The 23,477-nt window shown below is 55.6% G+C and carries 23 protein-coding genes; 10 read left to right on the top strand and 13 right to left on the bottom strand.

Annotated features, from left to right (window positions below; translation table 11 throughout):
• Positions 1–9: 9 nt before the first annotated feature.
• Positions 10–438 carry a PACE efflux transporter gene (locus Q0796_RS08395; protein WP_298441929.1) on the bottom strand — a complete coding sequence of 143 codons (429 nt, stop codon included), beginning with the start codon at positions 436–438 and terminating at the stop codon, positions 10–12.
• Between the two features lie 91 nt (positions 439–529).
• Between Q0796_RS08395 and Q0796_RS08390 the strand changes: the two genes are divergently transcribed.
• From Q0796_RS08390 to Q0796_RS08380, 3 genes are all read left to right on the top strand, one after another.
• Positions 530–1,414 carry a LysR family transcriptional regulator gene (locus Q0796_RS08390; protein WP_298441927.1) on the top strand — a complete coding sequence of 295 codons (885 nt, stop codon included), beginning with the start codon at positions 530–532 and terminating at the stop codon, positions 1,412–1,414.
• 21 nt (positions 1,415–1,435) lie between these two features.
• Positions 1,436–1,885: an NUDIX hydrolase gene (locus tag Q0796_RS08385; protein WP_298441926.1), complete on the top strand. Its 450-nt coding sequence runs from the start codon at positions 1,436–1,438 to the stop codon at positions 1,883–1,885.
• 95 nt (positions 1,886–1,980) lie between these two features.
• Complete coding sequence (locus Q0796_RS08380) at positions 1,981–2,370, top strand: DUF3224 domain-containing protein (protein WP_298441924.1); 390 nt, start codon at positions 1,981–1,983, stop codon at positions 2,368–2,370.
• Here the strand turns inward: Q0796_RS08380 and Q0796_RS08375 are convergent.
• The 3 genes from Q0796_RS08375 to Q0796_RS08365 all read right to left on the bottom strand — a co-directional run bounded on the left by Q0796_RS08375 (position 2,358) and on the right by Q0796_RS08365 (position 4,257).
• Entirely contained in the window at positions 2,358–2,978 is a 621-nt protein-coding gene (locus tag Q0796_RS08375) for a hypothetical protein (protein WP_298441922.1), read from the bottom strand. The two genes, Q0796_RS08380 and Q0796_RS08375, sit on opposite strands and share 13 nt — an antisense overlap.
• Positions 2,979–3,725 carry a hypothetical protein gene (locus tag Q0796_RS08370; protein WP_298441920.1) on the bottom strand — a complete coding sequence of 249 codons (747 nt, stop codon included), beginning with the start codon at positions 3,723–3,725 and terminating at the stop codon, positions 2,979–2,981.
• Positions 3,726–3,888: 163 nt separating this feature from the next.
• Positions 3,889–4,257 (bottom strand): hypothetical protein, encoded by a 369-nt coding sequence (locus tag Q0796_RS08365; RefSeq protein WP_298441918.1) that lies wholly within the window; start codon positions 4,255–4,257, stop codon positions 3,889–3,891.
• Positions 4,258–4,785: 528 nt separating this feature from the next.
• On the opposite strand from Q0796_RS08365, the gene Q0796_RS08360 reads away from it, so the two are divergent.
• Both Q0796_RS08360 and Q0796_RS08355 read left to right on the top strand, forming a co-directional pair.
• Positions 4,786–5,963 (top strand): IS3 family transposase gene (locus Q0796_RS08360; RefSeq protein ID WP_298441916.1). Its coding sequence is split into 2 segments (ribosomal slippage): positions 4,786–5,044 and positions 5,044–5,963, totalling 1,179 coding nucleotides; the frame shifts between segments, so codons are not numbered across the junction.
• 26 nt (positions 5,964–5,989) lie between these two features.
• Entirely contained in the window at positions 5,990–6,826 is an 837-nt protein-coding gene (locus Q0796_RS08355; protein ID WP_298441914.1) for a GGDEF domain-containing protein, read from the top strand.
• 58 nt (positions 6,827–6,884) lie between these two features.
• Here the strand turns inward: Q0796_RS08355 and Q0796_RS08350 are convergent, their stop codons facing one another.
• The 3 genes from Q0796_RS08350 to Q0796_RS08340 all read right to left on the bottom strand — a co-directional run bounded on the left by Q0796_RS08350 (position 6,885) and on the right by Q0796_RS08340 (position 8,608).
• Positions 6,885–7,913, bottom strand: a complete 1,029-nt coding sequence (locus Q0796_RS08350) for a radical SAM protein (RefSeq protein WP_298441912.1) — start codon at positions 7,911–7,913, stop codon at positions 6,885–6,887.
• A 94-nt stretch (positions 7,914–8,007) separates the two neighbouring features.
• Positions 8,008–8,298: a putative quinol monooxygenase gene (locus Q0796_RS08345; RefSeq protein WP_298441910.1), complete on the bottom strand. Its 291-nt coding sequence runs from the start codon at positions 8,296–8,298 to the stop codon at positions 8,008–8,010.
• A gap of 19 nt (positions 8,299–8,317) precedes the next feature.
• Positions 8,318–8,608 carry a putative quinol monooxygenase gene (locus tag Q0796_RS08340; RefSeq protein ID WP_298441908.1) on the bottom strand — a complete coding sequence of 97 codons (291 nt, stop codon included), beginning with the start codon at positions 8,606–8,608 and terminating at the stop codon, positions 8,318–8,320.
• Between the two features lie 169 nt (positions 8,609–8,777).
• On the opposite strand from Q0796_RS08340, the gene Q0796_RS08335 reads away from it, so the two are divergent.
• Entirely contained in the window at positions 8,778–9,707 is a 930-nt protein-coding gene (locus tag Q0796_RS08335; RefSeq protein WP_298441906.1) for a LysR family transcriptional regulator, read from the top strand.
• On the opposite strand, the gene Q0796_RS08330 is transcribed toward Q0796_RS08335, so the two are convergent.
• Together Q0796_RS08330 and Q0796_RS08325 are read right to left on the bottom strand one after the other, a co-directional pair.
• A complete protein-coding gene (locus Q0796_RS08330; RefSeq protein ID WP_298441905.1) occupies positions 9,697–9,996 on the bottom strand; it encodes a DUF1330 domain-containing protein in 300 nt (99 codons plus the stop codon). The genes Q0796_RS08335 and Q0796_RS08330 overlap by 11 nt on opposite strands.
• Before the next feature lie 37 nt (positions 9,997–10,033).
• Positions 10,034–10,831 (bottom strand): SDR family NAD(P)-dependent oxidoreductase, encoded by a 798-nt coding sequence (locus Q0796_RS08325; RefSeq protein ID WP_298441903.1) that lies wholly within the window; start codon positions 10,829–10,831, stop codon positions 10,034–10,036.
• A 109-nt stretch (positions 10,832–10,940) separates the two neighbouring features.
• Here Q0796_RS08325 and Q0796_RS08320 point away from each other — a divergent pair, with 109 nt between their 5' ends.
• Complete coding sequence (locus Q0796_RS08320) at positions 10,941–11,843, top strand: LysR family transcriptional regulator (protein WP_298441901.1); 903 nt, start codon at positions 10,941–10,943, stop codon at positions 11,841–11,843.
• Between the two features lie 61 nt (positions 11,844–11,904).
• Here the strand turns inward: Q0796_RS08320 and Q0796_RS08315 are convergent, their stop codons facing one another.
• From Q0796_RS08315 to Q0796_RS08300, 4 genes are all read right to left on the bottom strand, one after another.
• Positions 11,905–12,150: a YdcH family protein gene (locus Q0796_RS08315; RefSeq protein ID WP_298441900.1), complete on the bottom strand. Its 246-nt coding sequence runs from the start codon at positions 12,148–12,150 to the stop codon at positions 11,905–11,907.
• 216 nt (positions 12,151–12,366) lie between these two features.
• Positions 12,367–14,037 (bottom strand): ABC transporter ATP-binding protein/permease, encoded by a 1,671-nt coding sequence (locus Q0796_RS08310; RefSeq protein ID WP_298441898.1) that lies wholly within the window; start codon positions 14,035–14,037, stop codon positions 12,367–12,369.
• A gap of 343 nt (positions 14,038–14,380) precedes the next feature.
• Positions 14,381–17,215: a M16 family metallopeptidase gene (locus Q0796_RS08305; protein ID WP_298441896.1), complete on the bottom strand. Its 2,835-nt coding sequence runs from the start codon at positions 17,213–17,215 to the stop codon at positions 14,381–14,383.
• Positions 17,216–17,414: 199 nt separating this feature from the next.
• Entirely contained in the window at positions 17,415–19,514 is a 2,100-nt protein-coding gene (locus tag Q0796_RS08300) for a hypothetical protein (RefSeq protein ID WP_298441894.1), read from the bottom strand.
• Positions 19,515–19,919: 405 nt separating this feature from the next.
• Between Q0796_RS08300 and Q0796_RS08295 the strand changes: the two genes are divergently transcribed.
• The 3 genes from Q0796_RS08295 to Q0796_RS08285 are packed head-to-tail and all read left to right on the top strand — an operon-like array spanning position 19,920 to position 23,465.
• Complete coding sequence (locus Q0796_RS08295; RefSeq protein WP_298441893.1) at positions 19,920–20,546, top strand: MotA/TolQ/ExbB proton channel family protein; 627 nt, start codon at positions 19,920–19,922, stop codon at positions 20,544–20,546.
• A complete protein-coding gene (locus Q0796_RS08290; protein ID WP_298441891.1) occupies positions 20,539–20,961 on the top strand; it encodes a biopolymer transporter ExbD in 423 nt (140 codons plus the stop codon). The genes Q0796_RS08295 and Q0796_RS08290 overlap by 8 nt, the downstream gene beginning before the upstream one ends.
• A gap of 17 nt (positions 20,962–20,978) precedes the next feature.
• Positions 20,979–23,465, top strand: a complete 2,487-nt coding sequence (locus Q0796_RS08285; RefSeq protein ID WP_298441889.1) for a TonB-dependent receptor plug domain-containing protein — start codon at positions 20,979–20,981, stop codon at positions 23,463–23,465.
• The last annotated feature ends 12 nt before the right edge of the window (positions 23,466–23,477 follow it).

Genomic DNA, 23,477 nt, shown 5'->3' with positions numbered 1-23,477 from the left:
GATGCAGAGCTACTGGCACGGAGCACTGGCCGCCGTAACCAACCGGTGGCGGGCGATGTCGTACAGATAATTAAAGGCGATGGCATACAGCAAGAAAAACACCACCATGCCCAAGTCCAGTAACAGCACCGTCCAGAAATCCAAGCCGGTCGCCCACATCAACAGCGGCAAGCTGGCACCAAGTAACACCGTTTCAAAACCGATGCCGTGGCCAATTCGCAGCCACAACGAGCGTTCGATGCGGTTGTCACCAAACGCTTTATCGAACGCCAAGTTATAGCCGTAGTTCACCACCATCGCGATAACACTCATCGCCACGGCGATCCCCGTCATCGTGCTGCCATCAATGCCGCCCATCACCGCCCCCAACGGGATCAACATCAACAGCGCCAGCACCTCAAACAGCACACTGTGCACGATCCGCTCTTTCTTGTTCATTGCTGCACTCATTTATTTGTTTTGCCCAATAACCGGCAATACTATTAGCTTTACGAATACATAAAAGTTAATAACTATCGGATATGTCGATATGTTAAACCTGCAACAGTTGGATTTGTTTGTGCACTGTGCCGCAGCGGGGTCTTTTTCGGCCGCCGCCCGCAAGCTCGGCAAAGCCCAATCGGCGGTCAGCCAAGGGATCGCCAATCTCGAGATCGATTTAGGCCAAACCCTGTTCGATCGCAGCAGCCGCAAACCCACCTTGACGCCACAGGGGCAGCAGCTACTGCAACAAGCCAAAGCCGTCTTGCAGCAAGCGCAAGAGCTGCAAGCCACCGCCGAAGCCCTCAGCATTACCAGCGAAACCAACATCACCCTTGCGGTTGATCCGGCCGTCACTCTGCCCCGCCTTTATCAAATGCTGGCGCGCTTTAGCGAGCGCTTTCCCGCCACCACCATCACCCTAAATCTGGCCAACAGCGACGTGATCCCCAATTTAGTCAAGCGGGGCGAAGCGCAGTTGGGGCTGATGCTGGTGGAGTTCGAACAGGATATGCCCGTTGGGGTAGAACTGGGGCTGATTGGCCAACTGCCGTTTTATACCGTGTGCCATCCGCAGCACCCGCTGGCGCAGCTGCCCAGCATTGGCCGCAGCGAACTCAGCCAACATCGGCAGTTACAGGTAAAAAGCAGCGATGGCCGCGTGGCCGAAATCAGTGCGCCGCTGTCGCCAAAGGTGTTTTACTGCAACGATTTCGATGGACTCAAGCAGATGGCTCAAGCCAAACTCGGCTGGTGTTATCTGCCGGCTCATCTGGCCCAACCCGCCATCGATTTAGGCCTGTTGGTGCAATTATCGTTACGATTTGATTTAACCACTTGGACCGTACCGATTGATCGCGTTACCACCATGGGCAGCGGCAAAGGCCCAGCGTTATCCTGGCTGATAGAACACAGCACAGCACTGCTCGATTAACCTCAAAATAGAGAACACAACATGGCTTTAAAACATTACGTTGCCGGCTTTTTATTTAATCACGCCGCAACTGAAGTGGTGCTGATCCGCAAAATCAACCCCGCGTGGCAACGGGGACACTACAACGCCGTTGGCGGCAAAATCGAACCCGGCGAATCCGCCATCGACGCCATGGTACGGGAATTTGAAGAGGAAACTGGGGTGCTGATCCCCGCCTCAAGTTGGACCCATTACGCCCACATTCACCGCCCCACCGATTACCACCTGCAGCTGTTCTTTGCCCATTCAGATCAGGCTTACGATTGCCGCACGGTCGAGCAAGAGATTGTTGCCCGTTTTGCGGTCAGCGCCCTGCCCGACAACCTCATCAGTAACCTGCGGTGGTTGATCCCTCTGGCATTGGATCAGCACATCCAATTCAACCAGCCGATTGAGTTTACCGAGCCCGCCCACGAGCGCAGCCAAGTCTGATCACGGCAACACACCTTCGATAACCGCTGTGCCCACTAGGCAGGCGGGCGCAATCTGCTAAGTTAACCGTTTCACCATAAGGAATTGGATAAACGATGGAAGCCTCAGGAACCTTTACTGTCAGCCTTAGCCCCTTGGGTCCCTACGCCGAATCCAGCCAAGGCATTCAATTAGGGCGGATGTCGATTGATAAAACCTTCAGTGGCGATCTGAGCGCCAACAGCAAGGGCGAAATGCTGAATGCGATGGCCCCCATCGCGGGCTCGGCCGGTTACGTTGCCATCGAACTGGTGTCTGGCGTCTTACAGCAAAAGTCCGGCAGTTTTGCCCTGCAACACTACGGCACCATGGCCGCGGGGGCACAGCATCTGGTGGTTGAGGTTGTGCCCGGTTCCGGCGTGGGGGAGCTCTCTGGCTTAAGCGGCATCATGACCATCCGCATTGAAGCAGGCCAGCATTTTTATCACTTTGATTACCAGCTTTGATCTGCGCTTTGGGCTTGCAGCAGTTGGTAGCTCAGTAGCACCAACTCTTGGTAATAACGGTTTTCCAAGCTATCAGTAAGCTGGCCGTTATAGCGCTTGGCCACCGCTCTTACCGCCTGTTCTTGCGGCAGTTCAGGGCGCCACCAGTGTTGCACTAACTGTTGGGCATAATCGATGTTGGGGCACGGTTGCAGCAGTTGCTGCGCCAACTGCTGCCGCGACGTGAGCGTTGCACACTCGGGCAGTTGGCTGAGCTGATCGCACAGCGTCGTCAATTTGATTTGGGCTGGGCCTAACGACCAATCCGGCAGGGGCAACCGCAGCTTACTTAATAGGGTGATCCCCGCATGTTCTACCGCCGCTTCGAGCCGCCGCTGATTCACAAATTCAATGCTGACGATGGCGCGGGTTAATGTGGCAATGTTGCCGTGATCCGCAGGAAGGCATGCCGCCAGATGCGCAGCGCTGTATTGCAGAATATTCTGCGCCGCCTGTTGGGGCGGTAGCTGCGCCAGCGCCCGCCCTGCCAAGGCACGGGTTAAATGGCTGTGGCTGCTACTGAGCACCAGCGTTAACGCCAGCAGCAACAGCAGCATCAGCGCTTTCATCTAGGCCGCTCTGGCGATAGCCGTGGTGACGAACCAAGTAATCCCAACGGTGATCCCAGTGGTTACTAAGCTCGACATGGTTTTGCCTAAATCAATCTGAAATTGACTGTTTTTAATCAACCCCTTTTCAAGGCAAAACTCCGCCAGCATTACCCCCAACCGCGCCAAATGGAAGTAGAGCAACACGTACAGCATATACAACACCATAAACAGGCTTTGCTGTTGCGACCACGCCGCTGACACCACCCAATCCCACAGTAGGATCACCGGCCAGCTGTGGCTTAACGCCGCCAGCCCTGCCCCCACTGGTACCGCAATGTGCGCTTGCTCGCGCCACAGAAAATACAATAAAAAACCCGCCAGCAACGGCGGCAACCCCTTTAACAGCAGCGAGCTCCAAAAGCGCGGTTGGCCCTGCTCAACAATGGCGTTATTCAATTGCTTGATCCGCTCCGCCGTCGGCGCCTCCCCCAGCTCAATCCATTCGCCATTTTTATCCATGCCGCCGCCCCAAGCGCTGATCCCTTTTTCTTGCAACAACTGCTGGTAAGGCTCGGATTCCACGTAGGGTGGGCTGATCAAAAAGGGGCTGCTGTCACTGTCGACCAGTTTGGCAAAACCAAAATAGTACTGGGCAGGTAAGAGCGTCAGCAGTTGCATCAAGATGACGGTGGTGGCCAGTGCGGTAAATAAGCCAGAGAGATTGACTTGAAGGGCAAACAGCTTGCCAAGCTTTAAGGTATCCATTGCTACTTTCTCGTCCTATAACGCGGCATCGTGCCAGCGTGAGAATCACCGAACGAGCACAATGGTCGCCCAGTGTATTTTGAACAAGACGGCAAACCATTTGGCACAGAGACACCAAGCCGCATCCCGCTGGCTGCGACAGGAAATAAGTACTTAGCCTCGTTTAATCAAATACGTAAGGGCAACCCAAGGCATCGTTATGCTGTGGATCCCAGCGCCGTACATCGTTAGCCCGGCGCCAGCGGCCATGAAAAAACTCCATTAAGCAGCTACCTTGCGGCGTCTGCACTAAAAAGGTGTCGAACTCATTTACCTGTTGGTAATTGGGGTAATCCACGCTACTGCCCCAAAACCGGCTGTCTTTGCTCGCCGCGTAGGCTTGCCAAAACTGCTCCGTGGGTTGCCATTGCTGCTGGCTTTGTTGCCACGTTTGCCACTGTCCATCCTGTTGCCGCATCTCACCATTTTTAGGCGCGGCCACCGCCGCAAACACCGTGATGGCCAAGACGGGCACCAATAAATCCATTTTCATCTTCAACACTCCCTATCGAAGTTGACAGATCGGCGCTGCTTTAACGAAGTTCGCTACACGTTAACCAGAAAAAACCACTTAAATGGCCAATCAACGGCACCGAAAAAGCAGATCCAATCTAAAGTTAAAGATAGGCCAAACTGATAATTAATATAAACATTGGGAGCGCCATTAATCGTGATGCCTTTTTTCACACAATTGTGGCAAGCCCCGGCCCCAAGCACCTTATCGACTTGCGCTTATGGCGAATTGAGTTTTTCTCAACTCCGCGTAACTTTGTTTTTTTAATTATCAATATCTTACCCACCTACAAACTGCTTACCGGCGTCGATTACTCCGCTGCTCTCGGCTTAAGCTACGGGGCATTATTGTACGCCTGCTTGTGGCACCTCTTGTTAATTCGGCGCCAATACGTTCATACCTTCGCATTCTTCAGCACAATGATGGATGTGATGTGTAGTGGCACACTAAAACTGGCCACCTGATTAGAGGTGTTATCATGCGCCTCATACACAAACAGGTGTGACCATGACCAAACGAACAAGAAGAACTTTTAGCGCCGATTTTAAGCTTGAAGCGGCCCAGTTAGTCGTAGACCAAAATTACTCAGTCATTGAAGCTGCGAAGGCAATGAACGTCAGCAAATCGGCAATGGACAAATGGGTTCGTCAGTTGAAGCAAGAGCGAGATGGCAAGTCTCCTAAAGCATCACCGCTGACTCCTGAGCAGATCGAGATCCGAGAGTTAAAGAAGAAAATCTCAAATCTCGAAGAGCACAATGAAATTCTAAAAAAGGCTACGGCTCTCTTGATGTCCGACTCACTGAACAGTTCTCGTTGATCGAGAAGCTCAGGAAGAGCTATAGCGTAGTCCGGTTGTGCGAAGTGTTCGGTATTCAGCGCAGCAGTTATAAATACTGGCGTTCTCGCCCCAGCGAAATCAGTGCTGATGACATTCTTCTGCGTGCCAAGGTTCGCGAACTGCACAGTGCTAGCAATGGCTCAGCAGGCGCTCGCTCTATCGCGATGATGGCCTCGAATCACGGTTTTAAGCTAAGCAGATATCGAGCGACCAAATTAATGAAAAAGCTTGGTCTGGTGAGTTGTCAGCAGCCTAAGCACCGTTATGCCAAACAGACCCAAGAGCATATTGAGATCCCGAATTATCTCGATAGACAATTTGCTGTGACGGCACCCAATCAAGTTTGGGTAGGGGATGTCACCTATGTGTGGGCTGGGGGTCGCTGGGCTTACCTAGCGGTTGTGATAGACCTCTTTGCGCGTAAACCTATCGGTTGGGCAATGTCGTTTTCACCGGATAGTAAATTGACTTCTAAGGCCTTAACGATGGCTTACGAATCGCGAGGAAAACCAAATGGGCTGATGTTTCACAGTGATCAAGGTAGCCATTATACGAGCCGAAAGTTCCGACAGCTCTTGTGGCGTTATCAGATCAAGCAAAGCCTATCAAGAAAGGGAAATTGCTGGGATAACAGCCCAATGGAACGCTTCTTTCGCAGCTTGAAAACGGAGTGGATACCTGAAACCGGATATCAAAATTTTGCCGAAGCTTGGTGCGAGATTGTTGACTACATCATCGGCTATTACAGTTCGCTCAGACCTCACCATTACAACGGCGGTTTGACGCCCAATGAGTCAGAGCAAAGATACTGGAAAACTTACAAAACCGTGGCCAAATTTAGTTGACCACTACAATGCTGATTGGGCTGGCAATGTGGATCGACTTTTCTTATCGAGAAACCGCACTTGCCATCACCAATAACAACAACATTTTCGAGCTGTACTACATCGCCATCGCCGCCACCGCACTGCGTTACGATCGGCGCTTAACCCTGTTTGCGGGCGCATTAGCCATTGTCAGTTATGGCGCCTTAGTGGCTTACGCCAGTCAGATTTACGACAGCCATAACATCGATCCTCGTTGGCTGGCCCGTTATGGCGTGTTGTACCCAACGGATCTCATTAACCGCTTTCTCTATCTTGCCATGGTCACCATGCTGGCATGGGCGTTGGTAAATCGAGCCAGTCAGTTAGAACAAGAAGCGATCCGCGATCCCTTAACCGGCCTGTTTAATCGCACTTTTCTGAACAAACACCTAGAACTATCCCTGAAGCGAGGCAGCCGCGACCAGCAGGTCACCTCGCTGGTAATGCTGGACTTGGATCATTTCAAGCACATCAACGATCAATATGGCCACCCTGCTGGGGATCAAATCCTGCAGCAGTTTTCCCACTACCTGCAGCAAATGGTGCGCCAAGACGATGTAGTGGCACGCTACGGCGGGGAAGAGTTTTGCTTGGTGTTTAATCGCACCAGTCATTACGAGGTCAATCAAGTGCTGCTGAAACTACAACGGCACATTAACAACCAGTCATTTGCCATCGGCCACGGCAAGCACGTATCCATCAGTTTTAGCGGGGGCGTTGCCAGTAGCGTAGACATGAGCGCGGTGCAATTGATTGAAGAAGCGGACAATGCGTTACTGCAAGCAAAGCGCCAAGGCAGACAGCGGATCATCCTGCCCAATCAGCAACCGTTGCTGGCTTAACCTCGTTCCGCCAAGCTCAATTCTGGGCCGTTTCAGCGGCACACTTCAACGGTTTCCCCTAAATCAAGCGGCGGCGTAGATCATGACACAGCAGTTGAAACTGATCCTCGTTGCACTCCCCCAGCCGCGCCAACTGGGCGGCTACGCTGTCATGCAGCAGGCTGTTATCCAGATCCTCTAAGCGGCGGTAGTAGCCAAGGCGACGCCCCAAAATGAAGTTGCGTTGCTGCGCTAATGGCAGCGCTAATAGCCGATCGATGCGGCTGATCATCTGCTGTCGGTCTTGGGCTAAGGTGCCGTTCAGTTCGGTCAGCAGATTGATGCCGTGGTAATTACCGTAGCGGCCCTTGGCGCTGTCCAGCAGTTGCAGCAGCTGCCGCTGCTCTGCCAACATCTGTTGCTCGGACAGTGGCGTAAACTGGCCACGTTGCAGCTGCTGATCCAGTTCGGTGCCGGGTTTTACCGCCAGCGACAACACCCGGATCTCTTCCGGATCAATCTGATTCAGCAATGCGGCGGTCGCCCTGATGTGCTCGGCAGAATGGCGCTGTCCACCAAGCCCCAGGATCACAAAAATCATCATCTGCATGCCCGCCGCTTTCGCATGCAGTGACGACTTTAAAATTGAGTTGGGGGTTATCCCCTTTTTAACCATCCGCAGCACCTCGACCGAGCCAGACTCCATGCCGCAATAGAGGTTATTCAGCCCCGCCTCGCAGATCGCTTTTAGCTCAGCCGCCGACTTTTTCGACATGGTCTGCGCGCGGCCGTAAGAACTGATCTTAGTGAGGCTAGGAAACGCCTGCTTGAGGGTGGTCAGCACTTCGATAAGATCGGCGCTATCCATGGCGAACGAGTCGCCATCTTGCAGGAAACAGGCGTCAAATTGGCGATTGCCGTAGTGCTGTTTGGCGGCCCAGATATCGCGCTTGATATCCTCGACCGGGCGAATGGTGAAATCCATCCCTTTAAATAGGGTGCAGAAGCTGCACTTGTTCCATGGGCAGCCTTCGGTGGTGCGGATCAACAGGCTGTCGGCTTCCGACGGGGGCCGAATTGGCCCTTGTTCAAAATCAAAAATGTCCAAAACTGTGCTTCCGAAACTGAGCATCCAAAACGGTGCATCCAAAAACAACAAAGGCCGGTCTTGCGACCAGCCTCTGTAGGGAAACCCCGACGCCTTAGGCGCTGTGGGTCATCTCATGCAGGATGAAGTTATCCACCGCACCGGCCACCGCTTGGCTGTAGGCACGAATATGGGCGGCACCCATGTGCTGCTGCCACAGCGCGCGGCTGGTCCAGTTTTCGTAGAACATGAAGTGGCTTGGATCATCGTTGTCTTGATGCAGATCGTACTGCAGGCAACCGGCTTCAGCGCGGGTTGGTGCCACCAGTTTGATCAACTCGGCTTGCACCAACTCGATGTGGTCGGGCTTGGCGATGATGTGGGCAACGATGGTTAACTTAGACATGCTCTACTCTCCGCTGCAATTAAGCGATGTGGGTCATTTCGTTCAAGGTGAACTGCGCAACCGCGCCTTCGGTGGCGGCCATGTAATCAGCCAAGTGCTGGTTCGCCATGTGCTGCTGCCACAGTTCGCGGCTGCTCCAGTTCTCGTAGAACATGAAATGCGCTGGGTTTTCATTGTCTTGGTGCAGATCGTAGTTGATGCAACCGGCTTCAGCGCGGGTGATCTCAATCAGCTTCAGCAGCTCTGCTTTTACCAGTTCAATCTTGTCGTCATTGGCGATGATGTTGGCGACGATGGTCAGTTTGCTCATGGGGTTGTTCCTGTCTCTTGTGAAGTTGGAGCCAGTGTAGGGCGCAAACTCTCTTGGATAAACAGGGCAAAACCTCAAACTTTTTCTAATAATATTGGATAATAGCCACTAAAATTTTTGCTACTCGGCCCCCATGGCCGACAAATCACGCAGATAGTGGGGCTACACCATGTTGTTAGAGGACTTACAGGTAGTGCTAAAGGTGGCGGAGTTTCGCAGCATCACCGCCGCCGCCGCCAGTTTGGATATGCGCACCGGCACCGCCAGCGCCGCGCTCAAGCGGGTGGAAGCCGCCCTGGGTGCCGAGCTGTTTATTCGCACGACTCGGCACCTGCGCCTATCGACTGCGGGCGAGCGTTATCTGCCCCAGTGCGAGCAAGCGCTGACGCTGCTGGAACGCGCGAAACAGAACATGAAGCAGGAGTTGGACGAGGTCGACGGCGAACTGCGGTTGGCGCTGTCATCGGACTTAGGCCGCAATGTGGTGCTGCCGTGGCTGAATGCGTTTATGGATAAATACCCGCAGCTGTCACTGCGCGCTCACATCAGCGACAGCACCATCGATTTCTACCGCGATCCGGTCGATATGGCGTTGCGCTATGGCCCACCCACCGACGCCAACCTCTATGGCTTTAAGATCTGCGATGTGCCGCGCTTGCTCTGCGCTCATCCGGATTATCTGGCCCAGCATGGCACCCCCAAACATCCAGCTGAGCTGGTTAACCACAACGGTTTGCTCTACCAGTTGCACGATGTGCTGCACGATCAATGGCAGTTCAGCGCCAACGGCCAGCACTTCCCGGTGAAGATGATCAGCAAAAACGCCTCCAACGATGGCGACTTGGTGCGGCGCTGGTGCGTTGATGGCCGCGGCTTGGCGCTGAAATCAAGTTTGGATATGGCGGCGGATCTGCTCAGCGGTCGGGTGCAGAGCGTGATGACCGACTTCACCCCGACCGCCACCGAGCTGTGGTTGATCTTCCCCAGCCGCCAGTCGATCACCCCAGCGGCGCGGCTGCTGCGCGATGCGCTAAAACAGCACTGCGCCGAGGTGCTCACTCAGCTCGCTAACGCCAACCTGCTGCCCGCTACAGATTAACGCAGCCTTCAATCAGAAAGTGGTGATTGATGGCACCACGGCTGCGCGCCGCCAAGTGTGGCGCGTATTCGGCGTCGTTCAAGAAATCCAGCGCCGCTTGTTTGCTGGGCCAGGCGACGATGATCCGCACTGCCGCATCTTCGCCGCGTCCCTCTAACCGTTGATGGCGATTGGTGCGCGCTAAAAACTGGCCATGATGCTTATCGACCAGACCTTTAATCGCCCGCATGTACTCAGGCACCCAACTGTCGTCAGTCGGGGTGATGGCCATTACCGAATAAAATGTCATTGCCTACTCCCGTTAATTCGAACAGATAAGCCCGCAGTTAGGCGCTGCGGGGCTCGATCCGCGACAGCAGCTGATCCATCGCCTCAACAATGGCGGTGGCGTGCAGCGGATCGTTCCCCTGTGGCTGCGGCGCTGCAAACTGGCCAATGTCGTTATCAAAATATTTGCCGTGGGCGTGCGCGAATTCGTCGCTCAGCGCCGCTCGGGTCAAGACATCAGCGCCGATGCTCAGATCGCCGCCAGCAATGCCGTAGGCGTCTTGCACCATCTTGCTGCCCAGCAGTGACTTTGGATTTACCGACACCAGCAGCGGCATATTCGCCTGCTGAGCCAGCCACCAAGTCCAGCTGATCAGCGCCAACTTACTCTGAGCGTAGGCGGCGTTGTCGCTCATCGCTTTGGCGCGAGTTAAGGCGTCAATATCCACCGGCGCTTGCGCGGCGCTGGCAAGATTGACCACGCGGCTATCGGTGGACAGCAGCGGCAACAGTTTTTTGGTCAGCAAATAGGGGGCGATGGTGTTGACCGCAAAGCGCACATCTAAGCCATCGCTGCTGCGCGGCGCAGCTGTGCTGAACACCCCGGCGTTGTTGATCAGCACATCCAAGTGGCTGTGATTGGCGGCGATGGTGTCCGCCAGCGCGGCCACTTGGCTGAGATTGGACAGGTCCGCGACGTAGCTGCTGACGTTGCCACCAAGTTGCTGCTCAACCTTGGCCAGCTTTTCCGGGTTGCGACCGTGGATCAGCACTTGATGCCCTTGGGCAAGCAGCAACTGGGCGGTAACGAAACCGATGCCGTCGGTGGCACCAGTGATCAGGATGGTCTTAGACATGTTGTGCTCCACGGCGTTCTCTCGATGAACTGCATTGTATTTATCAACACCGCTACTGATAATAGAGCGACATAGAGAATCACTTTATAGATTTTGTAAACAATCAACGATGAACATCGACCACCTGCAGCTGTTTGTACGCTTGGCACACACCCACAACATCAGCGCCGCTGGGCAAGAGCTGGGCCTGTCGCCGGCGGTTTCCAGCAGCTACATCACTAAGCTGGAGCGCAATTTAGGGGTGCGCTTAGTGCATCGCACCACCCGCAAGGTGTCGCTGACGGAAGAGGGGCACAGCTTCTTGCCCCACGCCGAGCAGGTGCTGGCGCAGGTTGATGCCGCTCGGGCTGCCATCAGCCCCGACAGTCAGCAACCCAAAGGCACCTTGCGCATCGCCGCCTCGGCGTCCTTTGCCACCTTGCACCTGATGCCAGCATTGAAAACCTTCTGCCAACGCTACCCCGAACTGAACATCGATCTGCGCCTAACCGACACCGTGGTGGATTTGATAGAGGGGGGATTTGATGTCGCCATTCGCAACTCGGCGTTAAAAGACTCCAGCCTCGTCGCCCGTAAGCTGGCGCCGGATCAGCGCATTTTATGCGCCAGCCCCAGCTATCTGGCAGCACATGGCGAGCCGAAAACTCCGCAGGAGCTGCTGCAGCACCAGTGCGTAAGTTTGGTGGGGATCGAGCAGTGGCGTTTTAACGGCAGCGAAGGAGCTATCAGCATTAAGCCCAGCAGCGGCTTTCGCAGTGACAACGGCACCGCGGTGCGAATGGCCTGCTGCGATGGTTTCGGCATCGGCCTGTCTGCCACCTGGAGCGTCTATCAGGAGTTGCGCTCTGGCCAATTGGTGCAGGTGTTGGCGGATCACCCGCTGGATTCCGATACCGCCTTGTGGGCGCTGTACCCTAGCGCCCATCAGTTGGCGCCAAAGATCCGCGCCTTTATCGACTTCTTTATTGACCACCTAGGCGAGCCGCCCTACTGGCAACGAGACTCAGATTAAGGCGCGGCCAACAAGTGTTCTTGGCTAAACAGCCAAACGAACCCCATCGGTGTCACCACCGCTACCGCTGCGCTTGCAGCAAGCGTCGATAGAGTTTGTCTTTCATCTCGGCGCGATCCAGTTTTAGCTGCTGCATCGCCTCGTCAACGATGGGGCCACCGGCCAATTCCAGTTTGCGGATCTCTTTATCCATGGCGGTGTATTTCTTGTTCTGCGCCAAGAAGTCCATGTCGGTTGCCAGCAACTGGGCAATGGTTTGCTTTAACTCAGGAAAATCGTTCGCCAAAGAGTGCTCTTCGCCTAGCATGGTCACCTCATGTTTTTGTTAACGGTTTTTTGTAAATAGCGTTTATTAACTGGCTTTCAGTTAATTGGATCAACGGGGTAAGCATAGCTGTTCGCTGTTCGCTGTTGGCTGTTAGTGCCGCCCATCTTGGTGGCCAAGTTAACGGCATAAAAAAACCGAGCCACGGCGGACTCGGTTTTCACAGGCTCGGTTTTCACCGGCTTGGCGTTGCCGACGTTACGCCGGTTGTGCCGAGGAAAAGCGGCCTAAATCCACTTCGTTATCGAACTGCGACACTAAGCTGCGCTGATGCGACACCATCAAGATGCTGGCCTCGGGCAGTTGCTGGCGCAGGGTTTGCATCAACACACTGGCTCCGGCTTCATCGACGCTGCTGGTGGCTTCATCCAAGATCAAGGTATCCGGCTGGGCCAAGATGGCGCGCACCAAACTGAGCCGCTGCTGCTCACCGCCGGAAAGGCGTTGTTGCCATTCGCATTGGTAATCCAGATCGATGCTGAGGTGGCTTAGGCCAACCGCTGCCAAGGCGGCGCGGCAATCGGAGTCGGGGTAGCACTGCTCGCTGGGGTAACTGATGCACTGGCGCAAACTGCCGGTTGGTAAGTACGGCTTTTGCGGCATCAACATCACTTGGCCATGACCAAGCTGCAGCTCCCCTTGGTAGAACGGCCAGATCCCGGCAAAGGCGCGCAGCAAGGTGGATTTACCCAAGCCGCTGACACCGGACAGCAACAGCTGCGACTGCGGCGGCAAGGTTAAGTCGACGTTGCTTAGCAGCGGTTGCCCCGCTGGGGTGAACAGATCCAACTGCTGACAGTTAAGCTTGTCCCCCTGCGCCGGCGTTGGCAGCGGCGCCTGCTTATCCATCTCATCCAAAAACTGGCCCAAACGCGCCACCGTGGCAGACCATCGGGTTAGATCATCGTAGCTGTGCACAAACCAGCTGAATCCGGCGTACACCTTCATAAAGGCCATCCGCACTTGGAACAAGCCACCTAAGGTGATGATCTCGGCCATCATTGCTGGAATGCCAGCAAACAGCGGCACCATTTTGGCGGTGTCGTGGTAGGTGTGTACCACCAAGCCCAGATTTTTCCGGCGGTTCATCAAGGCACGCCAGTTGCTGACGATGTCGGCAAAGCTGCTGTTCAACTGAGCTCGTTCGTTGCGCTCGCCTTTTAACAGGGCGATCTGCTCGGCGCTGTCGCGTTTTCGCAATAAACTGGCGCGGAAGTTGGCTTCTTTGCGCTGCTGCTCGAAGTTCAAACCGTGCAAGCGATGACCAAACAGCTGGGTAATGCCGGTGCCAACAATGGCGTAAATCAGCGCCACCCAAAACAGGTAACCGGCGATGTGGATTTGCTCCCCATCCCACGGAATAGCGATGTTGCCAGAGAGCTCCCACAGCACCGAGGCAAAGGCGATCAGCACCGCCGCGGATTTGATAAAACCAACAAACAGCTCGACGCTGTCGGTGGCCAGCAAGCGAGCGTCTTCGGCGATCCGCTGATCCGGGTTGTCCGGTTCATTACCCAGCGTCATGCGGTAGTAGTTGCCGTTGTCGAACCAGCGGCCAAGCAGGTGCTCGGTGATCCATTTACGCCAGCGGATCTGCACCAGCTGCGCCAGCCAATCGGCGTACACCACCAACAACACAATCACCGCCACTAAGCCGCAAAACTCAAACAGCAGTGGGTAGATCAAGTCCACCTTAAGCTCTGCCAAGGCGTCGTAAAATTCGCGATTCCATTCGTTCAGCCACACGGTGATCTCCACCATGGTCATGCTGGCAGCAATCGAAGTGCCAAGCAGCACCCAAGAGAACCAGTTTTGGCGATCGCACCAGTAGGGTCCGGCCAAACGCCAGAATTGTCGTAATAACTGCATGATTGATGCCCCAGCGGTGCTGGGGCCTCCTTGGTAGGGAATAATTAAGCTGTGTCTTGGTTAACTGTTGGCGTTGCTGTGATGAAGGCATTTGCACCTGCGGTGCGATGTCGCAACTTTGCTTTCAAGTGGTTATGTCGCGGTGGCGACGGCACCCAAAGGGGATAAATCCCCTTTGGAATCCCCTTTGCCTTAGGTCGGTGCCCAAAACGCTACGCTGGGCACCTCCAATGCGGCAAAAGAGCATAAGCAGCATCGCTGGTTGCCTGATCCACAGCAACAACGATGCTCAGTGCTGCTTATGCCAAAGCGATTCAACAGTTATTTGGTAAACAGCCAGTAATTACGCTTTCGGTGCTGGTAACAGCAGCGCGTCAATTTGGTTGCCGGAGGCCAAGATGGTGCTGGCCATCGGTTGCAGCTCGGCGGCGCGCACCTGCTCGAGCCAGGCGATGTAGCTGCCGGGCAGATCGCGGAACTGGTTATCGCGGGCTTGTTCGGTTAACCAGCGGTAACGGTCGCGATCGCTAATGGCTTCTGGCTTTAAGCCGGTCAGCAGCTGCGCTTTGACTGTATCCAGCTCAGCGTCGGTGACGCCGTTGCTGGCCACATCGGCCATGATCGCCAGCGCCATCTGCTTTAACTCATCGGCACGCTCTGGCTGGTGCGAGTAGCTGACCATGCCAAAGGCTTGGTCGCGGTGGCGATCCAGCTTGATGCCAAAGCTGGTGGTGTAGACCCCGCCCGCTTCTTCGCGCAGTTTTTCCCGCATCCGTACCGAGATAATGCGCGTTAGCAGGTAAGCGCGGTATTCCGCTTCGCGGCTGTAGGCGTAATCGGCGTTAAACAGCACGCTGGTTACCCCTTGCGGCTCTTCCCCGCCCACCACGCGCACCTTGTGTTCACCCTGAACCAGTTTAGGCAGCGGCAGTGCTTTGCCAACCTCGCCGGCAGGCAGATGGCCCAAATAGCGGGCGGCTAAATCGATCACCTTGTCTGGTGAGGCGTTGCCGACAACCACTAACTGGTGCCCTTGCGCGCTGCCAAACAAGCGGTCGTAGGCGGCGGCGATCTGCTCGATCTGGATCCCGCGCACTTCGTCCGCTTGCAGCGGCAACAACGACGGGTTGTTGGCGTAGCGAATGCTATCGACCGCGCGGTTGAATTTGGTGTTGGGGTTGTCTTGACGACGTTCGATGCTGCGCGCCATAAAATCTTGCTTGGCCTGCCAGATGGCGGCGTTGGTTTGCGGCGCAGTTAGCATCAGGTTGAGGTTTTGCAGCCACACTTCCAGCGCTTCGGCATCGGTGCTGCCAAACACGCCGTGGCGGTTTTGATCCACAAAGGGAGCGATGATGATGTTGGCGTCGGCGTTCAGCGCATTAAGCACGTCCCGATCAAAGCCGCCGTAACCAAACTGGCCAAGGTTACGGGTGGCCATGGAGGCGGCGCGGCGCAGCTCTGCCGGCAGGCTTTCGGTGCCGCCGTAGCTTTGCCAACGCAGCTGCAGCGAGTTGGCGCTGTCGTCGCTGGGGTGGAACCAGATCTGGGCACCGTTAGCGAGGGTCCATTTGTGCACGTCGCCATTGATTTGATGATCGGCCACCGCCGCTTTGGCGGGCACGGTGGCAAATAAGCTCGCTGGCACTGCTTGCTGCACTATGGCCGCCGGTGGGTTGGCCAGCGCCTGTTGCCACAGCTGCGCCACTTCCGCTTCGCTTGGCAGCTTGGCTTGGTTGGCGCTGTTGATCTGCGCCACCACCATCGGCCCGCGCTGGCTTAGCACCTGGTTAAAGTGGGCGTTAATGTCGGCCAGAGTGATGTTATCCAGCTGCTGATTGACCGCCTGATTCAGATCGGTCATCGCCACCAGCGGCTTGCCCATCCGAATTTGGTTAAACAGCGCCATCATCCGGTGGCGGTTCTTGCCCGCCTTCAGGCTGTCGGCCATCTGCCGGTAACGGCGGGCGATCTCTTTCTTGGCCACCGTTAAATCACGCTGGCTGAAGCCGTGCTTGGCGTAGCGGCTGGCTTCACCAAACAACTCTTGCAAGATGTCGCGGTAGTTTTCGGTTTTCATGATCGCCATTAAGCGATCGTTGTTGTAGCCGGTGGCGATCGGCATGGCGCTGGCCATCACGCGGCTGACGTTGTCGGTTTCGGTTTCGTACTGCGCCGCTAGGCGGGTGTCCAGCATCGAGAAGGTCAGGCTGTTCAGCAGTTCATCCCGCAGCTGGCCATGGCTAACTGGCAGCGGCGATTCGCCGCGAAAGTTAATCGAGATCACTTCGGTGGTGATCTCGGGATCGGTGATCGCCGCCAGCTTCATCGGCTTAGGCAGCGGCACGGTCAGATCTGGGCGCGCTGGCAGGGGCTTGGCGGGCAGCGGGGCAAAGTGTTTGTTCAGCTGCGCTTCGATTTGCGCTGGGGTGATGTCGCCCACCACCACCATGGTCATGTTGTTGGGGTGATACCAGTCGTCGTAAAACGCTTCGATGCGATCGGCACCGATGTTACGCACCAGATCCATGTCGCCGATGGGATCGCGCTCGCCAAAGCGGCTGCCTTCCAGCATCAAAATGCGCGAGGCGGCACTTAAGCGCGCCATCATGTTGCGGCCACGGCGCCACTCCTCTTCCACCACCGGGCGCTCTTTTTCCAGCTCGGCCTGTTCAAACACCACCGCCACCGCTTGCTGCGACAGCATGGTGAAGGCTTCGTCAACGGTGGCCGCTTGGTTGTCGGGCAGGTGCAGGTAGTACGAGGTGGTGGCGTATTCGGTCATGGCGTTAACGTCGCGACCAAACACCATCCCCATCGCTTCTTGGCGTTCAATGATGCCGTTGGCGGGGTACTTTTTGGTGCCGTTAAAGGCCATGTGCTCCACCAGGTGGGCGATGCCGCGCTGATCGTCGGCTTCATCGAGGGAACCCGCGTGGACGATAAGCTGCATCGACACCCGTTGTTCCGGTTGTTGGTTGGGCAGAATGAGGTAGCGCATGCCGTTGGCCAGCGTGCCTTGGGTTAAATCGGTGCGCAGCGGCAGAGGCGTAGCGGCAACCACAGCGGTGTTGCTGTCGGCGCCGCTGGCCACAGTGCGGTCGGCGGGATCGGTAGTGAGGTGACAGCCGCCAATAAGCAGCGAGCTAACAACCAAAGCAAGGGGTAATTTTTTCATCGTAATACTTCTTTTCTTAATCGGTGGCGCAGCTAACGCACACTGATTTGCGGTGCGGCCAAGCTGCCAAAAGGCGTGCCGCTTGTTTTCGGTTAGCTGTCCTTGGCTGCCGAAACATTGCTCATCGGTATTGCCGCCAGCGGCGACAAAAAAGGGATCCGTGCGTTGGCACCGATCCCTTGGTGGTCATATTTTTTGTTTACTTAACCGCAGCGGTCACGCTAACGCCGTTGGCGCTTGGGCTCACGCTCAGCTCGATAACCTCACCATATTCAGCCACGTCCGGCACGGTTACATCGCCACGGTTGTTGTCGACGGTGTAGATGCGAATGGCTTCGCCGTCCACGGTGGCCGTTAGGGTAATGATGGTGGTTTCGGTCACTTGGGCGCCGTCAATGGCGGCGATTTTCTCGTCAACCAGCTGCAGCAACGGGTTGTCGGATAAAGCGTATGCCGCCAATTTGCCATCGCCCTGCTTGCACTCGTTGTTGTCAGCACACTGGTAGCTGTACACCGCCAGCACTTGCGACATGGCAGGATCGACTTCTGGCTCGGTGCCGTTTAAGTGCACTGCAGCAGCCTCGGCCAAGGTGGTTAGGAACGAGGGTTTGACCATGGCGCCGTTAAAGGCATCGCCGTAAATTGGATCGGTGCCCGGATCGATGCTGTCGCCGTCGCGAAGGGTGACGTCGGCGCTTAAGCTGCCGTCGTCATTGCTGACGTGGATGGTGAATTCAAAGGATTCAACCGATTGGGCGCCCAAGACGTCGGTGGCAAAGATGGCAACGTCATAGGTGGCGGTTCCGCTTTGCGGGTACAACACCTTGGCGTTAAAGGAGTAACCAAAACCAAATTGCACCATGAAATCGTCAATTTCAGGCGCATCTTCAAAGCCTTCGGTTAACGCTTTGGCGGCGTAGCTGATGGTTTGTGCCTCATCGGCATCGGTAAACAGCTGGGCAAACTCGTCCACCGCAATGTCAACGTTGGTGAGGCTCAGCTCTGCGGATCCATCAAGGCCATAATCGGCTGGGTTAAAGGTACTAAATTGATCTTGCGCTTTGTCCTGCAACCGAGTCAGCAGCGTTTGGGCAATGGCGCTGTCCATACCCGCAAACACCGGCGCTTCGTTGGGCAATTGTGCTTTGCTGATCGACACATCAAACACCACGCTGGCTGAGCGATAGCGGTTGCCGTCGATGCTGTTTTCCGCGTACAGCTCGAAACGGTAATCGCCGGCTAAGCCAAACATCGGTGCGGTGTTGGGGGTAAAGATCCCGTTGGCAAAGGTGGCGCTGTCGGTTTCGGCGGCCTCAGCAACGGAGGCGGTGCCCAAGATGGTGGCGTTGCCAGCGGCGTCTTTACGTACCAACACCAGTTTACCGGCGGTGGCGCTAATGTCGGTTAAGGCAAGATCCGTTAACACCAAGCCGCTTTCATCGCTGTAGAGCTCGGCAGCGGCGACAATGGCTTCATCAACAGTGGTTTTTAGTGCCACCGCATCGGCGCTCACCGTCGGCATCGCATCCAGCAAGGTGGTGTCGTCAACGTCAATCAGGCTGTCGTCGTAATCGGCGCTGTCCAGCTTGGCTCTGTGGCCATCAAACAGCGACACCAACTGGGCGATTTCGGTATCGGTGAGATCCGCCGCCACTTTGGGTGCCAGCTCTTTCACCACGTTGAGAGTGGCGATCGCGCTCAGTTCAGCGTCGGTGGTGTCTAAGTCAAACAGCACCTGTGCCACATCGTGCAGGGCGTGGTTGTCCGCTTTGATGAAGTCGCCGAGCAGATCGGCTTGTTCCACATCCAGTTCGCGGGTCAGCTCGCTGATGGCGGCGTCGATGGCGGTTTGTTTATCGTCGCTGCCTTGGCTGGCGGCATACAGGTAATCGCTGTACGGGGAGATCACCAGTTCGCTGGCTTCGCCCATGCCCAGCAGTTCTGGCGCTGGGGCGTACAGCATGTGGGTGCTGGCCAGCTGCGCGTTAGGCGCATCGCCATCGCGGGTTGCGGCGGTGGTGATTAAGCAGTAGCCGTTGGCCACATCAACCCGCTTCACGTCAAGCTGGCCGTTCGCATCCGTTGTCCCCAGCTTGGCGTTGTCGCTGCTGCACTGGCCATCGTTTAACAGGTACAGATCGGCGCCGCTGAGGTAGCCATCAATGGCGGTAATGGTGACGTTGGTTGGCAATGTTGGTTCGGTTGGCTCGCTGCTGCCGCCGCTGCTGCCACCACAACCGGTTAGGGCAAATAGGCCGCCGATCATTGTTGGGATCAGTTTTTTGTTAGAAATGTTCATTTTTTCAACCGTTTATAATTAATGAAGCCGATCTGTGCGTTCGCGCAACTCTTGGCCTAACTCGCCGCCAGCCCACCACAATGCCCTTGCCGCTAACTTAGGTTGTGCCTGATTAAGGGGCTGAAGCCGCACTGCACGCTGGCCGTAATCTGGTCAGACCTTACCACTGCGATGTTAAGCAAGATGGCGCGAAATGCTAAAACAATGACATCGGTAACACAAATAGCATTTATTCTCATTTTCATGCCCATTTGGTTGACCTGGTTTTCCGATTTCTCTAGCATCTTGAGCCCTATTTGATCCCGAAACCGATGTGCAGTTCGTCGCAATCAAGTTGCGAATGTGCATTTAAACGCTGCAATACAGCAGCGAACGGGATAATGATTCCGTCACGCAGGAGATCCGATGCAGCAGGATTATTGGACCATCGCCACCGCAACACCGTTGTTGTTGTGCTCTGTGATTGCGTTGGCGTTAACCGTTGAGCGCTTGGTTGCCATGGTGCAATTGCGCAGTTTGAACAAAGGCTGCCAAGCGCAATTGGCTGCCAGCATCGGCCGTGACGATCTGGACGCTTCAATGCAGTTGTTGACCCAATCCCAGCCGTTTTACCACCCTGCGGTCGCCCGCTTGCAACGCTACGCCAACCAAGAGAAAAGCCTGCGAGATGAGGCGGTCACCATCGCCCTAGAGCAGGTAAGCCAGCGCTTACTAAAACGCTTAAGCGCCATTAACACCATCGGCGCACTGGCACCAATGCTGGGCTTGCTGGGTACCATCATCGGCTTGATGCGCTCGTTTCATAACATCGGCTTAAGCCAAGGCCCAGTAGAACCCGCCATGGTCGCCGACGGCTTATGGCAGGCGTTGTCTACTACCGCGGTGGGGATGATCATTGCGGTATTTTGTGTGTTCTTTAGTGCCCTGTTGCGCTCTAGCGCTAAGCGCAAGCTCAGCGCGGCGGCCACCACCCTAAGCCAGTTATCGCTGCTGATGGCGGCCAATAGCCCCGCCAAGGTCGGCCATGATTAAGCCCAATTTCGGCGCCGAAGAGAGCGGCCATGGCGAAACCATGACGCCGATGATCGACGTTATCTTCACCCTTATCGCCTTCATGATGCTGATGATCAATACGCCGCTGTTGACGATGGAGCTGGATCTGCCCCAGACCGAAAAAAGCGCCAGCGTGGCGGTGGCGGATCCGCAAAACGTGACGGTGGTGATTTTGCCGCAAGCGCAGCAGTGGCGGCTGGATCACAGCGACGTGATGAACGCCGCCCAGTTGCAACAAGCCCTGCACAACCTGCAGCAAAAAAATGACCAAATTCAGGTGCTGTTAACCACCGACAAACACACCGAAGTGCAGCGCTTAATCAGCACCATCACCATCTTAAATAAGCTCCAGATCAGCGGTTCGCAGATCGCCATCAACGAACAAAAGGCGTAAGCCCAGTTAGGTAATTAATGATGTTTACTCAAACTCAGGTAGCCGTGTTGGTTGCTGCCGCTCTTTCTAGCTCGCTCGCCATGGCGGCCGACGACGTTAATGAACTGCAAGAAGTAGAGGTGTGGTCTGATCCCTTTGCCCAGAAGATGGGCACCCAAAAGGTGGATGCCGACACCATCAGCAAAACCGCCACGGGCAATGGCACCGTGTCCGAGCTATTGAAAAACAACCCCAATGTGCAGCTGGCCAGCAACAGTTCGTTATCGGAAGCCCAAGGGGAGATCGCCCCAGAAAATGTGTCGTTCCATGGCGAACGTTTCTACAACAACAGCTGGATGATCGATGGCATGTCGAACAACGACAACATCAACCCCGGTGCCAACAACGGCTCCCGCAGCGTCAACAGCGGCCAGTCGCCCTACGCCCTGCCCGATGGCGGCACCCAATCGTTTTGGCTCAACGCCGATCTGCTCGACAGCGTCGAGGTGTACGACAGCAACATCTCCGCCCGCTATGGCCAGTTCACCGGTGGCGTAGTCGATGCCAAGCTCAAATCCCCAGACACCACCGAAGCCTATGGCAGCGTGTCGTACCGGATGACGTCCGACAGCCTCACCAACTTCCACTTTGAAAGCCAAGCGGATGAAGATGAGTTTGGCGAGGCGGAGTTCCTCTACCATCAGCCCCAGTTCACCAAACACATCTATTCGGTCAATGTGAACCAGCCGCTGTCGGACAACACCGCGCTGCTGTTCTCTTACAACCGCACCGAGTCTGAGATCCCCTTCCATCACGCCAAATTGGTGCCAGATTTATGGGAAGATCAAGATCGGTTAGCGGAAACCTTTCTGCTTAAAGGTCTGCATGAAGCCGACAACGGCGATCTGTGGGAGCTGACCGCCATCGCTGCGCCGCACAGCTCTGGCTACGTGTCTGCCAACGTCAAAGACGGCGGCTACGACATCACTGGCGGCGGCCACCAGTTAACCCTGAGTTGGGCGCATTTCTTCGATACTGGCTCGGTAACCAGCTACCTCGGTTACAACGACACTGAAAACGGCGTCGATTACGATGGCAGCGATTCGATCACTTGGATAATCACCGATTCCATCGATTGGGAGTCCAGCACCGGATCCGCGGTACAAGGGGGGTACGGCGAAACCGTTACCAACAAACAAACCATCACCGCCAAGCAGGATTATCAGTTTGATGGCTTCGCCATGGGCGCGTGGCAACACAAGTTAAGTTTTGGTTGGAAAGCCGATTTTGCCAGCGCCGAATACCAGCGCAAGAACGACACCAGCATCTATGTGTCGAGCGGCAATAGCGTCCCAAGCCAGTGTTTGCCCAGTGACTTTACCTGCATCCCCGGTGAACAAGCGGCGGACATTCAGCTGAAATACCTGAAAGGGGACGTATCGGTCAGCAACGATCACCACGCCATCTACGCTCAAGATCAGATCCAATTTGGCCAGTGGGAACTGACCGCTGGGGTGCGACTGGATTACGACGAATTGCTGGAAAATGTGGATGTCGCCCCGCGTTTTACCGCCTCTTACGATCTGTTTGCTGATGGCAACACCGTGCTGTTTGGTGGCGCCAACCGCTACTACGCCGACAGCTTGCTGGCCTATGCCCTAAGCGACAAAAAAGGCGATGCAGAACGCTACAGCCGCGACAACTACAACGACGGCTGGCAGTTGGACAGCAGCGGCAACATCGGTGGCACCTACCTATCAACGGATCTCGACACCCCCTACAGTGACGAACTCAATCTGGGCGTTCACCTGCGCATCGGCAACAGCGAATGGACCTTTAAGTGGGTCAACCGTCAAGGTAAACAGCAGTTCAACAAAGAGGAAAACAGCGACGACAACAGCCAGTACCTCAGCAACAACGGCAGCAGCGAATCCAACAGCGTCACCTTATCTGGTCGCCTGCTTAAGCCGCTGATGTGGGGCCAAAGCGAAATCGACATCAACCTTGGTGCCAATTACCTCGACAGTGAATCGGACTTTACCTCGTACGATCCCAGCCACGAACTGGCGGACACCTACCGCGCCTACGCCGATGGCCAGATCATCACCTACGACGAACTGTACGCCAAATTAGACTTCAACATTCCGTGGACGCTGTTTACCACCATCAATGTGGAGTTTGCCGAGCTCGGCATTAACTGGAACCAGCGCTACAACTACAGCGGTGGCTACAGCGCCTATGAGCAAAGTGGCGACAGCTACATCTGCAGCAGCAACGATCCTATCTGTGGCGGTTTCAGCGGCAACGCCATCGGGTATGAAGAAGTAAGCTACGACGCGCGCTTTAGCGCCGATTGGCGCTTCAACTACACCCTGCCGATTGGCAGCACCGAGCTGGCGTTGAACCTGGATGTGCTCAACGTATTTGACGCCAAGATTGCGGCACAGGGCGTGGATTCGGGCACATCAAATATCAGCTATAAGCCGGGACGTCAGTTTTGGTTAGGCGCCCAGTTTCACTGGTGATCACCACAACGG

Origin of the sequence: uncultured Ferrimonas sp., assembly GCF_947489035.1 — a bacterium.
Taxonomy (GTDB): Bacteria; Pseudomonadota; Gammaproteobacteria; order Enterobacterales; family Shewanellaceae; genus Ferrimonas.
This window is presented reverse-complemented; position numbering and strand designations above follow the sequence as displayed.